The organism is Candidatus Gastranaerophilales bacterium, from assembly GCA_028696075.1.
In the GTDB taxonomy this organism is placed as follows: Bacteria; Cyanobacteriota; Vampirovibrionia; order Gastranaerophilales; family JAILCC01; genus JAQVHS01.
Window position 1 is genome coordinate 1 of sequence record JAQVHS010000012.1, and the last position, 14,161, is coordinate 14,161.

Annotated in this window: 17 protein-coding genes; 8 read left to right on the plus strand and 9 right to left on the minus strand. The window is 35.3% G+C overall.

Going from position 1 to position 14,161, the window contains the following annotated elements; genetic code table 11:
• The first annotated feature begins 268 nt into the window (after positions 1–268).
• On the plus strand, positions 269–502 hold the full coding sequence (locus PHX18_07660; GenBank protein MDD3594486.1) for a helix-turn-helix transcriptional regulator: 234 nt from the start codon (positions 269–271) through the stop codon (positions 500–502).
• A 331-nt stretch (positions 503–833) separates the two neighbouring features.
• Here the strand turns inward: PHX18_07660 and PHX18_07665 are convergent, their stop codons facing one another.
• From PHX18_07665 to PHX18_07675, 3 genes are all read right to left on the minus strand, one after another.
• A complete protein-coding gene (locus PHX18_07665; protein MDD3594487.1) occupies positions 834–1,154 on the minus strand; it encodes a hypothetical protein in 321 nt (106 codons plus the stop codon).
• A 24-nt stretch (positions 1,155–1,178) separates the two neighbouring features.
• Positions 1,179–2,915, minus strand: coding sequence for a hypothetical protein (locus tag PHX18_07670; protein MDD3594488.1), 1,737 nt, complete (start codon positions 2,913–2,915; stop codon positions 1,179–1,181).
• A 170-nt stretch (positions 2,916–3,085) separates the two neighbouring features.
• A complete protein-coding gene (locus tag PHX18_07675; protein ID MDD3594489.1) occupies positions 3,086–3,247 on the minus strand; it encodes a hypothetical protein in 162 nt (53 codons plus the stop codon).
• Between the two features lie 118 nt (positions 3,248–3,365).
• Between PHX18_07675 and PHX18_07680 the strand changes: the two genes are divergently transcribed.
• A complete protein-coding gene (locus PHX18_07680) occupies positions 3,366–3,599 on the plus strand; it encodes a helix-turn-helix transcriptional regulator (GenBank protein ID MDD3594490.1) in 234 nt (77 codons plus the stop codon).
• Here the strand turns inward: PHX18_07680 and PHX18_07685 are convergent, their stop codons facing one another.
• Both PHX18_07685 and PHX18_07690 read right to left on the minus strand, forming a co-directional pair.
• Complete coding sequence (locus PHX18_07685) at positions 3,600–4,214, minus strand: uracil-DNA glycosylase (GenBank protein ID MDD3594491.1); 615 nt, start codon at positions 4,212–4,214, stop codon at positions 3,600–3,602.
• Complete coding sequence (locus PHX18_07690; protein MDD3594492.1) at positions 4,214–5,518, minus strand: thymidine phosphorylase; 1,305 nt, start codon at positions 5,516–5,518, stop codon at positions 4,214–4,216. Before PHX18_07690 ends, PHX18_07685 begins: the two co-directional genes overlap by 1 nt.
• A gap of 123 nt (positions 5,519–5,641) precedes the next feature.
• On the opposite strand from PHX18_07690, the gene PHX18_07695 reads away from it, so the two are divergent.
• From PHX18_07695 to PHX18_07705, 3 genes are all read left to right on the plus strand, one after another.
• Positions 5,642–6,904, plus strand: coding sequence for a hypothetical protein (locus tag PHX18_07695; protein ID MDD3594493.1), 1,263 nt, complete (start codon positions 5,642–5,644; stop codon positions 6,902–6,904).
• A gap of 73 nt (positions 6,905–6,977) precedes the next feature.
• Positions 6,978–8,012, plus strand: a complete 1,035-nt coding sequence (locus PHX18_07700; GenBank protein MDD3594494.1) for a carbohydrate kinase family protein — start codon at positions 6,978–6,980, stop codon at positions 8,010–8,012.
• Positions 7,990–9,153 carry an anhydro-N-acetylmuramic acid kinase gene (locus PHX18_07705; protein ID MDD3594495.1) on the plus strand — a complete coding sequence of 388 codons (1,164 nt, stop codon included), beginning with the start codon at positions 7,990–7,992 and terminating at the stop codon, positions 9,151–9,153. The genes PHX18_07700 and PHX18_07705 overlap by 23 nt, the downstream gene beginning before the upstream one ends.
• Here the strand turns inward: PHX18_07705 and tsaD are convergent.
• From tsaD to PHX18_07720, 3 genes are all read right to left on the minus strand, one after another.
• Positions 9,150–10,205 carry a tRNA (adenosine(37)-N6)-threonylcarbamoyltransferase complex transferase subunit TsaD gene (gene tsaD / locus PHX18_07710; GenBank protein ID MDD3594496.1) on the minus strand — a complete coding sequence of 352 codons (1,056 nt, stop codon included), beginning with the start codon at positions 10,203–10,205 and terminating at the stop codon, positions 9,150–9,152. The two genes, PHX18_07705 and tsaD, sit on opposite strands and share 4 nt — an antisense overlap.
• Positions 10,206–10,301: 96 nt before the next feature.
• Positions 10,302–10,679 carry a hypothetical protein gene (locus PHX18_07715; GenBank protein ID MDD3594497.1) on the minus strand — a complete coding sequence of 126 codons (378 nt, stop codon included), beginning with the start codon at positions 10,677–10,679 and terminating at the stop codon, positions 10,302–10,304.
• 241 nt (positions 10,680–10,920) lie between these two features.
• On the minus strand, positions 10,921–11,442 hold the full coding sequence (locus tag PHX18_07720) for an adenine phosphoribosyltransferase (protein ID MDD3594498.1): 522 nt from the start codon (positions 11,440–11,442) through the stop codon (positions 10,921–10,923).
• A gap of 82 nt (positions 11,443–11,524) precedes the next feature.
• Between PHX18_07720 and PHX18_07725 the strand changes: the two genes are divergently transcribed.
• Both PHX18_07725 and PHX18_07730 read left to right on the plus strand, forming a co-directional pair.
• Entirely contained in the window at positions 11,525–11,944 is a 420-nt protein-coding gene (locus tag PHX18_07725) for an NfeD family protein (GenBank protein MDD3594499.1), read from the plus strand.
• 17 nt (positions 11,945–11,961) lie between these two features.
• Positions 11,962–12,936: an SPFH/Band 7/PHB domain protein gene (locus tag PHX18_07730; protein ID MDD3594500.1), complete on the plus strand. Its 975-nt coding sequence runs from the start codon at positions 11,962–11,964 to the stop codon at positions 12,934–12,936.
• 30 nt (positions 12,937–12,966) lie between these two features.
• On the opposite strand, the gene PHX18_07735 is transcribed toward PHX18_07730, so the two are convergent.
• Positions 12,967–13,293 carry a hypothetical protein gene (locus tag PHX18_07735; GenBank protein ID MDD3594501.1) on the minus strand — a complete coding sequence of 109 codons (327 nt, stop codon included), beginning with the start codon at positions 13,291–13,293 and terminating at the stop codon, positions 12,967–12,969.
• A 129-nt stretch (positions 13,294–13,422) separates the two neighbouring features.
• On the opposite strand from PHX18_07735, the gene bioC reads away from it, so the two are divergent.
• Entirely contained in the window at positions 13,423–14,160 is a 738-nt protein-coding gene (bioC, locus tag PHX18_07740) for a malonyl-ACP O-methyltransferase BioC (protein MDD3594502.1), read from the plus strand.
• The last annotated feature ends 1 nt before the right edge of the window (position 14,161 follow it).

The window sequence follows — 14,161 nt, forward strand, 5'->3', positions numbered from 1 at the left end:
GGGGAGTGCTTTTTGAATGAGGTATATCATTCAATTTTTAGGGAAAGAGAGAGAAATGGGCTAGAAAAACAAAATTTTCAACGCTCAAAAATGGCTAATCGATAGGTTAGCCATTTTGTTTTGTTATTTTTGTATATTTTCATCTTTCATAAAAGTATCTTATTCTTGCAAAAAATAATTGTCAATAACCCATACAATAAAGATATTAAAGGATATTAAAACTATCGGATAGTTTGTAATTTGCAGAAACAAATTCCAAAATTTTGGTATGGGTAAAAAGACATTCAAATTAGACAAAGTACTATGCAGAAAATTCGGGGAACGTATCAGATTCTTGCGTAATTCTCATAATTTAAAACAAGATGAGCTGGCTTTTAAGGCTCAAATTTCACCGAGTTATTTAAGCGCAATTGAAAGAGGTATCTCTGATACCACGATTTCGACAGCTAAAAGATTGGCAAAAGCTTTCAATATTAATTTAAACGATTTGTTTGATTTTTAATCTTTATCCAAAAGCTCTTTAACCTTCTTGATATCGTCTTTCATAAGGCGCATAGGTGAGCCTTCTTTGTCTGATTGGTAGCGAAGAAGGTAGGCAGGGTGAAATATCGGCATCATTTTGGCACCGAACGGTCCGTCGAAAAACTCGCCTCTGATTGAGGTTATACCTTTTTGAAAAATTCAATGTCATCAATGGGAAAAGAAAATTCGCCAATGACAATACTATTTCAAACTAGAAATTCTGATAATATATTAGATGTTTTTAAAGTAAATAGCACGAGAATACCTTTAAAAATAAATCTTAGAAATTTACTGCAGAATATTGAAAAAGCTTAAGAGTTAAGGTATTTTTCGTTGGCTTCCTTGTTAATAAAATAATTTGACCATTTACGAGTGGCTTCGGAAAAAGTAAAAAAGCCAAGTCCTAAGCAAGCACCTAGAAATCCAATTGCTAACATTAGAGGTTTATTTTTCATCAAAGGTTGTTTTGTTATCTCTGTATACCCAACCAAAGATGCTGTAATACCAATTGCAGAAGCTGTTAATATAGCTGACGGATAAAGCTTCATACTTGGAACATTGCTGTCTTTTTTGTTTTTCAAGGAAGAAAAACTTAACTCGTTAGTTGCAGTTCGTATAGATTGAATTTTCATTAAACCTCCTTTTGGTTATATAGATTAAGATATCACTTGCTTTTTAAAGATATTGTCTATTATCTTTTGAATATTAGCTTTTTCTACCTGTTCATAATTCACAAAATGCCGATAGTCGTCAAGATTTCTAATTGCCATCATATTTGCAACTCTTGAAGCTTTTTTCTGTTCTTTTGTTACGTAAATTTCAAGCAGCACAGAGGGAATCATACCACAAAGTGCGCTGAACAGAGGAATAAATATAAATCTGGAAAAATCTGTTTTTTTAAGGCTTTCAATTGTTTTATATTTCCCATCCATTATGGGCTTATAGGCAATAATCATCCCTAAAATAATTCCCAAAGATTTAAACAATCTTCCGAAAGTATTTTGTGCCACTTCTCCTACAGCCTCTACACTTTCGGCATATTTTTGGGACATATCATCAACCTCGTTAAAAGCCTTAAATGTATTTAGCTGCAGAGATTTCGCTTTATTTATTTGTTCTTGAGATAAATTTAATTTTGAAACAGCTTTATTTCTTTTTTTATTTTCTCGGGCTTCGGTTTTTAAATATTGTTGATACTCTTTGTTGTCTTTAATTGTTTGCAACAAAAATTTGAAGATATTAGGCTTCTTTTCCGGGGCTAATTTTACATCCTGTATATTTTTAATTTTCTCATCATCAATGTAAGCAAAGTTATTTATATCTTTAGCGAGTTCTTGTTTTACTTTAAACCGTCCTATTCGAGAGCCCTGTTTTTGCAGCATTGTAAAGTAGGATTGAAATAATATTGAAGGTAATAATGTTGTTATAAGAAATGCTGCGGGTCTTATTATATTTCCGTATTTTAGGTTATCAATTTTGCATAATTTTAGAACCTTATTTGTTAATAAACCTCCAACGATACCACTTCCTGTTAATAAAACGGTTGATATATTTGTCAGCATCTCAATATTTTCCGCATAATCTTGTGAGGCAATATCTATTTTATTGACCAATTTTGCAAGTAATTGTTTATCCTTCTTAGCTTCGAGAATTTCATCGTTAATTAATGGTTTAGCAAATTTTTCTTGGTTTTGATTAAGTTGCTTTTCAAATTCATTTTTTTCTTTTTGGTATAATTTTCTCTCTTTTAACAGGTTATTTATTGTTTTAAAAAAATCAAAGGGGTTTTTTTGTATATTTGCTTTGTTTATATTTTTCAAATCATTTTCATCAAGCTGTATATTTTTTGAAATTTCCAAGGCTTTTTGCAATTGCTCTTCCGATAAATTTGCAAAATGAGCAGGATTATCCAATTCTTTTCTCATTGCTTCAAACCTGCCTTGCCTTGAGGCTCCTATTTGGGCTTTTGCAGTCAGCGAAACAAAAGGGATTGAGGCAAGCCCTGCAATAACCCCTCCCATAATTCCGATTAGTTCAGCCGAATAATTTTTGGATATTTTATTAAAAAAGCTGTTAATTTTATTAGATTTTGTGAATAGTATTCCGGCTATAGCCATTATCCCTACATATATCATACTTTGTATATGACCTCCGGCAATATCTGTAGCAATTTCTACATCCTCTGCTTTTGTTTGAGAATATTCATCCATAATGTCAATTGCATTGAGAAGAATTTTACCTTTTTGAGAAGCCTCAAGTTTTTCTTTTTCATTCAACGGATTGCTTTGCAAATACTGTTGACGTTTGGCTTCTTCCCGGTCAATTTTATTTTTCCAATGCAGATATTCCGGTTCGTACTTTTTATAATTGCCGTAATTCTTAAAAATTTCCATATTGTTGCCTAATTAGCCTGTTCCATATAATTGAATGCCGATTTTTGTACACTTTTTTGTGCAATTGTTTTGTCATTAATTAAAATATTATTACTTCATAATAATATATTTATAAATGTCATAAATATATTTATTTGTTAGGAAGTATCAATAATAATTATTGTTGTTTATTATGATAATAATTGCTTGAGTTTTTGTTGTATTTGTCGGGCTACATAGCTGCAGCCGTCTATAACTTCATCTTTTTCTTCGCTGTATTTCAAGGCAGCACATAAAACTTCTCCCGTCAAAATTGCTTCCAATAAAATTTTTTGTATATTTTCATCTTTCATAAAAGCATCTTATTCTTATAAAAAATAATTGTCAATAATTCATATAATAAAGATATTAAAGGATATTAAAACTATCGGATAGTTTGTAATTTACAGAAACAAATCCCATAATTTTAATATGGGTAAAAAGACGTTCAAATTAGACAAAGTACTATGCAGGAAATTCGGGGAACGTATCAGATTCTTGCGTGGTTCTCATAATTTAAAACAAGATGAACTTGCTTTTAAAACGCAAATTTCACCGAGTTATTTAAGCGCAATTGAAAGAGGTATCTCTGATACCACGATTTCGACAGCTAAAAGACTGGCAAAAGCTTTCAATATTAATTTAAATGATTTGTTTGATTTTTAATTATCGTGACAAAAATTCTTTAACCTTCTTGATATCGTCTTTCATAAGGCGCATTGGTGAGCCTTCTTTATCTGATTGGTAGCGAAGAAGGTAGGCAGGGTGAAATATCGGCATCATTTTGGCGCCGAACGGTCCGTCGAAAAACTCGCCTCTAATCGAGGTTATACCTTTTTTGACATCAAGCATTGACTGCACTGCGGTAGCTCCGCATAAAAGTATAATTTCAGGCTTAATAAGACTTATTTGGGCATCAAGATAACCCTTGCAAAGCTCTTTTTCCTCATTCGTCGGCACCCTGTTTTCAGGAGGTCGGCATTTTACCGTATTGCAGATATAAACATCGTTTGCTCTTGTGATACCTTCATTTGCAAGAAGCCTTTCAAGCAATTGTCCCGAACGACCCACAAAAGGCAAACCCCTCTCATCCTCATTTTTCCCCGGAGCTTCGCCTATTATCATAAGTTTTGCACTAGGGTTTCCGTCTGAAAAGACAACATTGGTTCTCGTTTTATGAAGACCGCAAGCCTTGCATTGTGAGCAAATTTCTTTGACCTCGTTAAGGATTTTTACTTTTTTCTTTGGGGTTAAATTATCTGTATTAATATCGGTAAGCATTATTCTATCACCTTGTAAATCAGCGGTTCTTTGGCAGTTTGCACATCTGATATTACAAAAGCCTGTTCAAACAACTCTTCTGCCTGAATTAACTTTTCCATAGCATTTGCGTGTATGGTAAATAGGATTTCGCCTTCTTTCACAAACTCACCGACCTTTTTATTAAGTACCACTCCGACTGCATAGTCTATAGCATCAGTTTTTTTATCCCTGCCTGCGCCTAAAATCTTGCAGCCCAAGGCTATTTCATAGGCTTTTATAGTATTTATAAAACCTTCTTTTTTAGCCTTGATTTCTTTGATTATCGATGCTCGCGGAAGTTTTGAGTAATCTTCTGTACATTCGCTGCAGCCGTGTTGTTCTTGTATAAGTTCTTTGAATTTTGCCAAAGCACTGCCGTTTGCTATGCTTTCAAGCATTTTTGCTTTAGCTTCTTCTTTTGTTTGAAATACTTTAGAATTTACAAGCAAAATACTTCCAAGCTCTAAAGTCAATTCCACCAAATCCGCAGGCCCTTTACCTTTTAAAACTTCTATAGATTCAATGACTTCAAGCGCGTTGCCGATATTATGTCCCAAAGGCTCCTCCATAGAGGTTATTACAGCTGTTATTGAACGGTTTAATTTTTTTGCAATATCAACCATAATTACGGAAAGCTTTTCGGCTTCTTCTTTTGTCTTTAAAAAAGCGCCGTCGCCGTATTTGACATCAAGTACAATCACATTTGCGCCTGAAGCTATTTTTTTTGAAACAACGCTTGAGGCAATGAGCGGCAGGCAATCTACCGTTGAAGTTACATCCCTGAGCTCGTATAATTTTTTGTCGGCATAAGCAAGTTCACCTGTCTGGGAGGCTATAGCGCAGCCTGTTTTTTTTACCTGTGCGGTAAATTCTTCCATCGACAAATCGGTTTTAAAGCCTTCTATGGATTCGAGTTTATCAATGGTGCCGCCCGTATGCCCCAGTCCTCTGCCGGAAAGCTTTGCTATCTCGCCGCCGCAGGCTGCTATTAAAGGAATTAAAATCAGAGTGATTTTATCGCCTACCCCGCCTGTGGAATGCTTATCGAGTATGTAGTTTGAAATATGACTGAGGTCAAGTGTTTTGCTTGTATTAACTATAAGTTCCGTTAAAATAGCGGTTTCTTCAATGTCCATCCCTTGAAAATACACTGCCATAAGCCAGGCGCTAAGCTGGTAATCAGGAATTTCGCCCGAAACGATACCGTTTACTATGTATTCAAGCTCTTGTCTTGTGTGGGCTTTGCCCTGTTTTTTCTTTGTTATTAAATCTACGGTTCTCATTAATATTATCCCCTCAAAACTCTATTTTACATACCTTTTTGCTTTTAGTCAAAGTTTATTCAATGTAACAATTTTTTGATTTTGTAAGTATAAACTATCAAAAGAAAGTTTTTTGGTTGTTTTATGCAGAAGTTAGGGAAACAAGGCAGCGCGATGTTTATAAATTCTCTTTGCCGCAATCAAAGCCAAACATCTTTCAGGGCAGGACATACCTCTTTATTTTCTGATTATGACAAAACCTTTTTTCAGGCAAGTCAAAATGCTGTGAAAAATATCCGCAACCCTGAAAATGCTTCTCAAATTGAGGATGCAAAGTATAATTTTGGGATATTTAACGATTTCTTATCGAAGATACGTCCAAAATTCACCTTTACTTTAACAAGCGGTAGAAATCTGCCCGAATTTCAAAACAACGTATTTACTTTTGAGCAAAACGGAATAGCTCACCCTTTGCCTGACAGGTTTGTGAGCAGAGACGGCGGTGATAACTTTGCTCTGGTGCCTGAAGCCGCCGCTATTATAGATAAATTTAAAAAGCTAAACCCAAACCCTGATGAATACAGTAATTTCGTTCATAAATCAAGGCTTTATCTTCCTGATACTATTACTTATCAAAAAAGAGAGGCGGCAAAAGCTTTTAACTGGAAGTATGAAGCACTTAAGCACAGAATAAAGCGTTTTTGCGAGCACAAAACCGGCAATGAGCTTGTGTATGCACCTACCAATAACAGCTCTGATTATAACTTTAAAATCACCTACCGGGATGCAGGGCGTCCCAAAAATTATGTTGTTAAAGAGGACGACGGGAAGTTGTTTATAGGATTGAAGGCGCAAACTCCCGAGATTGCAAATGCTCTTGCGCAAAATCTTAACAAACATCGTGCAAATAATGAACTGGGTGATTTTATAACGGAAGTGGACGGCAGAAGACTTAAAATTAAGCCGAATGTACAACCTGTTTATTCGAAGTTGTCTGACCCTTTGGCTGCGCTTAAAAAAGCTATAGAGTCGGATGATTTGATTATTGTATCAGGTGATAGCAGTAATGATGTAGAAATGCTTAATTTGAAAAATTATATAAAAGGAAATATAACAAGAGAAAAAATTAAAAATACACCCGTAGTTAGCATAATAGTGGACAATGGAAGCGGCGGTAACGGCGAGGCTTTAGAGAGTTTAAAAAGAACCCTGCCGTCATTTAATGACGATGGAATGCTGCGCTATATTTATGTAAGCAGAAATGGCGGTGATGTTGCTACCCTTACGGATGCCGTTAAATTGGCAATAAAATCTTATGCAAGAGAAAATCCCAAGTACGCAAAAGCTTTATCGGAAAAAATTTCATATGAATTTGCACGGGAATTAGGCGTAAATAGTACAAAATAAAAAGATACGTTTTTGACTTATACCTCATTGAGAAGCTATAATTTTTCTAAGCTTAATTAGTTTGGAGTGAAAAATGTTTGATGTAGTAACCTTTGGAAGTGCAACAATTGATACATTTGTTGAGAGCAATGATGCGCACATAGTTTCTGTTCGCAGTATAGAAAGACAGGCGGAATTATATTGTCTGCCTTATGGAGCAAAAATACAGATTGACAAACAGTCTTTTGATGTAGGCGGCGGCGGTGTTAATACGGCAGTTTGTCTTGCAACGCTGGGATTAAACACTGCCACTGTGATAAAAATAGGTACAGGCGCAAATTCAGTTAGCGTACGGGAAAGATTAAAACATCATAATATAAGCGAAAATCTTATTGTTGCTACAGGGGAAGAAAAAACCGGTTTTTCAATAATATTGACGAGCTTTGAAGGGGATAGAACGGTTTTGGCTTACAGAGGCGCTAACTCGGATTTGATGATTTCTGATATTAATCTTGAAGAGCTAAAAAAAACAAAATGGATTTATTGTGCGCCTGTTAGTTCTGTTAAAGACAATATAGTAGAATTTGTTGCGGAATTTTGTTTGAAAAATAATATTAAATTGGCTTATAACTTGGGCAGTAAGGCGCTTGATAAGACCTTGGACGAGCTTGCCTCTACCTTAAGAGCGGTTAGCGTATTAACTTTGAACGTTCAGGAAGCAACAAAAGTTACCAAAATAGAACAACGCTACCAAAAATATAAGCACTCACCTATTAATGATTACGTTAAAGAAATGCTTAAAGCCTTTAAGGTCTACGTACAAGATGTAGTGGTTATCACAGACGGTAAAAAAGGTGCTTATGCTTATGACGGTGAAAAATTCTATTATATCGAAAACTTCCCGAGCAAAAGGGTTAGCACGCTGGGTGCAGGGGATTGTTTTGCAAGTACTTTTTGCGCTTGTTATATTGAGCTTGAAAAAAGTATAGGCGATTCACTTGAACTGGCATCAATTAACTCTGCTTATGTAGTTACCCAATACGGCGCTCAGTCAGGTTTGTTGACTATGGATGAGCTTATGAAGAAGAAGGAAGAAAACCCCGAGTATGAAACAGAAATTGTCAAATAACCCCAAAGAAATGCTTGTTATCGGGTTGATGTCAGGAACAAGCGTTGACGGTATTGACGCAGGTTTAGTGAGGATAAGACCTGATTTTACTTTTGAATTTATTGACGGGATTGTATATGAATATTCTCCCTTGATGATAGAGCGGATTTTTGAACTTTTTGAAAAACATGTCAGTATTAAGCACCTTTGCCAGACAAATTTTTTAATTGGCGAATATTTTGCACAGGCGGTTTTGGCTTTGTGCGAAAAAACAGGGATTTCAACATCTGATATCGATTTAATAGGCTCCCATGGGCAGACTGTTTATCATTATCCGTTTGATAAAAAATTTGAACATTATTCTCTAAAAAGTACCCTGCAAATAGGCGAGTCTTCTGTTATTGCCCAAAAAACGGGAATTTTAACTGTAAGTGATTTCAGGACAAAAGACATAGCCGCAGGCGGAGATGGCGCTCCTTTAGTGCCGTATTTCGATGAAATATTTTTCAAAAAAGACGGTTTAAACAGTGCTATTCAAAATATAGGTGGTATTTCAAACGTTACTATGGTTGGTGAAAATATTGATACAATGGCTTTTGACACCGGACCGGGGAATATGATAATTGATTATTGTGCGAAGAAATTTTTCGGTGTTCCTTATGATAAAGACGGTAAAATAGCAAAATCAGGGAAAGTTGATGAAGATTGGCTTGCTTTGCTTATGCAAAACGGATATTTTAAGCTTTCACCGCCAAAAACCACAGGCAGAGAGCTTTTTGGCTTGCAATTTATTGAACGGTTTTTGAACTCCAATCCTCCGTCTGATGCAAGAGATGTTATGGCTACAGTTACGGCTTTTACCGCAAAAACCATTGCCAATGCTTACAAAGATTTTATTTTGCCCAATAATAAAATCGACCGTGTTATCTTAGGCGGAGGAGGAGCTTATAACTCAACTATAATAAAGATGTTAGCCTCTGAATTTGATAATAAAATTCCTATTATGACACATGAGGACTTTGGGATTTCAAATAAATTCAAAGAAGTTATAGCATTTGCATTTCTTGCTTATGCCGCTTACTTTGACATGGCAAATAACGTTAAGTCTGCAACAGGCGCCAAGTCTGATGTCATTATGGGAAAATTCACCAAACCTTATTAAGCTCTTGAAAAAACTTCTACCGTCAAATCCGTATACACATCAGACAAAAAGTAAGCGCAGCTTGCTATCATAGCGGCATTGTCTGTACAGAACTGCATCTGTGGTGCAAAAGTATTGTAGCCTTCATCTTTTAGCGCTGACATTTTTTTTCTCAGTTCTGAATTTGCCGCTACTCCGCCGGCTATCGCTATGGTTTCATATCCGTATTTGTCTGCGCATGCCTTGGTTTTTTCCACCAAATATTCGCATACCGTTTTTTGAAAACTTGCCGCTATATCTTCTACAGGCATGGGGGTGTTATCTTTTTCGCATTGGTTTTTTAAATTTTGGATTAGTTTGAGCATGTGGGTTTTAATCCCGCTAAAGCTGAAATCAAATTCCCCGACTTTTGGTTTTGGGATTTTATAAGCGTCAGGATTGCCCGTTTGCGCCAGTTTATCGAGATTGATACCGCCGGGATAGGGAATGCCCAGCAGTCTTGCTACTTTGTCGTATGCCTCTCCTATGGCGTCATCAAGCGTTTCGCCTACAATTTCCTGTTCATCAAAAGACGAGATTTTAATAATTTGAGTATGCCCGCCGCTTACTAAAAGACAGATAAAAGGCGGTTCTAAATCCGAATTTAAGTAATTTGCACAAACATGCCCTTTTAAATGATTAACTCCGATGAAAGGTTTATCGTAAACAAGGCTTAATGTCTTAGCGGCATTAGCCCCTACCAAAAGACAGCCGACAAGCCCCGGACCCATTGTCGAAGCAAACGCATCTATGTTATGTCCTGTCAGACCGCTTTGGGTAAAAGTTTCTTCAATTACGGCATTGATGGCTTTTAAATGTTCTCTTGAGGCAACTTCAGGTACTACTCCGCCGTATTGTTTATGTATAGGAATTTGAGAAGCGATGACGTTTGCCAGAACTTCTCTGCCGTCTTTTACAATGGAGCATGCCGTTTCATCACAGCTGCTTTCTATCGCAAAAATTATTATACTGTTATTTTCGTCAGGGATTAATACTTCTTTTTCACTAAAAGGTGTTTTTAAAACTTTTGGCATATCTTATAACCTTATCCTTATAAGATATTAGCACGAATAATCTGAACAAAAAAAAAGAGGCCTTTTAGATGCCCCTTTTTTTTTAAGCTTTAATTATTATCTACCGCCACCGCCGAAGGCTGTTTCAATATTCTTATCTAAGGTTTTCTGCATATTTTCTCTGCGCTGTTGAGCCATCTTCAATTCATTCTGCAGTTTGTTCAATTCCATATCAAGGACTTTATCCATTGCTTGAATAATTTTTTCTTGCTGTTCTAACATTTGTAATTGAGCATTGATAGCGTTACTTCTGGGGTCATTACCTGACATACTGCCGTTTGCCTGGAAGTAAGTGGATTTTTGGCTAGCTAAAAAGATACTCTTCATGGACAGCATTTGTCTTTGGTCAGATTTAGCGTTGATACGAGCCTGTAAATCATGCTCCATCGCTACCATCATCAAAAGTATTATGTTTGGACCTGCTATCGCGCCCATCGGCTTGCTCCTTTAAGCTAACGTAAAATGTTTTATTAGTCTTCTTACTAAAATAAAAACATTCTGTTTTTAATAATTGCCATGTCTAATCCTTGTGTAGTCATGTTTTGAGGCATATTAAATAAAAAATGAAAGAATAATATTTTTAAATATATTTAAACCCCTTAAAATAAAGGGATATGGGTAGTCAACATTTTGTTGTCTAGTTGGTTTAAAAGATGTTAAGATATGTAAATATTTTCTAATATTTAATCATGGAGATAATATTTACTTTGTTATCAAATTTTTCTCTTGCTTTTAAATCTTGCAGCTCCATAACAAAAGCAGAAGCGACAATTTGAGCTTCCGATCTTTCTATAAGTTCCATTGAAGCGCCTAATGTGCCGCCTGTTGCAAGTAAATCATCCATGATTATAACTTTACTGCCTTTTTTCAAAGCATCGGCATGGATTTCCAGTTTGTCGCTGCCGTATTCCAGTGTATATTCAGCAGAATGTACTTTGGCAGGAAGTTTGCCGGGTTTTCTTATTAAGACCAGCCCTTTTCCCATAAGATAAGCAATAGGAGCGCCCAGGAAAAACCCCCTCGATTCTATAGTTGCTATGTAGTCAAAATCCATATCTTTAAATTGCTCTGTGAAAAAATCAACAATTTGTTTAAATGCCAAAGTATCTTTTATAGCTGTTGTTATGTCTTTGAACAAAATTCCTTTTTTGGGAAAGTCCGGGATTGAACGTATTTTACTTTTTACATATTCTGTCATTCTTAACTCCTGATATTAGCTGGTCAAAATTTTAATCCAATGTTATTATAAAATAATGATACAGTAAAGGAAAGAATAAAGAATGGAACTTTGGTTAGTTTGGCTTATATCTGGTATTGTGCTTGTTATATTGGAAATTTTCACCCCGACACTTTTTTTGTTAAGCATTGCTTTTGCATGTTTTATCGTTGCATTTTTAAGTTGGCTTGAATTTTCACTGCTATGGCAGGCAATAGTATTCGCTATATTGGCAGTTTTATTGATAAAATTTATAAGACCGCTTTTTATATCAAAAGTAAAAGATGATACAAATACCAATATATATAATGATAAAGAAGCTACTGTGATAGAGCAGGTAGATAATGCCCAATTAAAAGGCAGAATAAAAGTTTTTGATGAAGAATGGGCGGCAAAGTCTGTCGATGACTCGGTTATCGAATCAGGCAGTGTCGTTATAATTGAAAAAATAGAATCAATGAGTGCTATTGTAAGAAAGAAATAATTAAAAAGGAGAAAGTAATGTCTTTATTTATTATTGTTTTGATTTCAGCTGCTGTAATTTTTGTACTTACCAGCGTAAAAATTGTCCAACAGGCTGAAGTTATTATTGTTGAGCGTTGGGGGTCTTATAACCGTACAATGCAGCATGGGTTAAATATTCTAATTCCTTTTATGGAATTACCCAGAGGAATTCACTATAAAATATCCAGAATGCTTGTTGGCGGCGGCACTATTAATATGCTTGAATTAAAGGACAGAATTGACCTTAGAGAATCTGTTTATGATTTTCCAAGACAGAATGTAATTACAAAAGATAACGTTACTATAGGTATTAATGCGCTTTTATACTACCAAATTATTGACCCTAAAAGCGCTGTTTATGAAATTGCAAATCTCCCTGATGCTATAGAAAAATTAACCCAAACAACTTTGAGAAATATAATAGGCTCTATGGATTTAGACGAAACACTAATTTCAAGAGATATTATTAATGCAAAACTCAGAACCTCGTTAGATGAAGCTACAAGCAAGTGGGGCGTGAAGGTTAACAGAGTTGAGCTTCAGGATATAGTTCCGCCAAAAGAAATTCAGGCGGCAATGGAAAAACAAATGAAAGCCGAACGTGACAGAAGAGCGACAATCCTTGAAGCTGAAGGGTTAAAACGCTCGAAAGTACTGGAAGCAGAGGGATTTAAAGAAGCTGAAATTAATAAGGCCGAAGGTGAAAAAAGAGCCGCAATTTTGACTGCGGAAGGTGAAGCGGAAGCAAGAATTAAAGTAGCCCAGGCAGAAGCCGAGGCAATCAGACTTGTTATAGAGGCGCTTAAAGATAACGGCGACCCCGATAAATATCTTATTGCCGTTAGATACATAGAAGCGCTTAAAGAAATGGTTAGTGGTGAAAGCAACAAAATTGTTTATATGCCGTATGAAGCAACAGGTGTTTTAAGTTCTCTTGACAGTATTAAACAAATGTTTACAAATTCTAAATAATTTAAAAGCCTCCTTTTAAGGAGGCTTTTTTTATAATTTAATTTTCTTTAGGAGCGGACCTATAAGAGGAATTTTATGTCTGAGCAAGAATGCCGTTACGGCGACAGCGCCGCCTATTAAAAACATTTCCAATTTACTGCGTTTTTCAACAGCTCTGTTAACAGCGCCGTATGTATCCACACTTGGAGGTGTTGCTAACCTTGTTCCGCCAAGGAAGTTAGTGTTATAGCCGTAATTGCCATAACCTGCACCCATAGCATTTCCTACATAATAAGGGCTGAGAGGATTATTTAAATTTTCCTGCAACAGTTGGTTATTGAAGATTGCTGAATTTGGTTGAAATAAATTGCTACCCATGCTTTTATCCATCCTTTTCCTTGTATATATATAAAAAATTTTTGTTAAAAAAAATTGCCTTTATGAAAATATTTGGCTTGTAAAAAAAATTAAAACGTTTTATGATTGTGCGGTAACTAAGGGGTTTTTATGGCAGAAAGACATTTAATAGAAAGCAGATTTAAGAAAGGTTTTGCTACTTATGAAGATAGTGCTTTCGTTCAGGCACGTATGGCAAGATTACTTACTGATATGTTGAAAAATCATCAATCTGATTTTGATAAAATAATGGAAATCGGTTCGGGGACGGGGCTTTTAACCAAAGAGATTGTTAATAATTTTAACTTCAAAGAATTTATTGCTAATGATTTAATAGCGGACTGCGAGGAGCATGTTAGAAAAATCAGCGACGAAATATTATTTTTTTACGAAGATGCACAGAATTTTAACATCAATAAAAAGTTTGATTTAATTATGTCTAATGCTACTTTTCAGTGGTTTGACGACTTGGCTGAAACATTGAGAAGTTTTCATATTTGTCTAAAAAACAGCGGATATTTAGCATTTTCCACTTTTGGGGTTGCTAATTTTAAGGAAATTAAAGATACATTGGGTTTGTCTTTAAACTATAAGCCAAAGGACGAAATATGCAGTATATTGTCGGAGAACTTTGATATTCTTGATACTATGGAATGGGAAGAAAAGCTTGAGTTTAAAGAGGTGCTTGACGTTCTCAAATATATTAAACAAATTGGCACTAATTCTTTAATAAAAGGATTGTGGACTAAATCAAAGCTTGAAAAATTTGTTAAGGATTATGAAAACTTAGATACAAAAGGGATATTTTTAACTTATAACCCTATTTTGATTGTGGCACGTAAAAAATAAT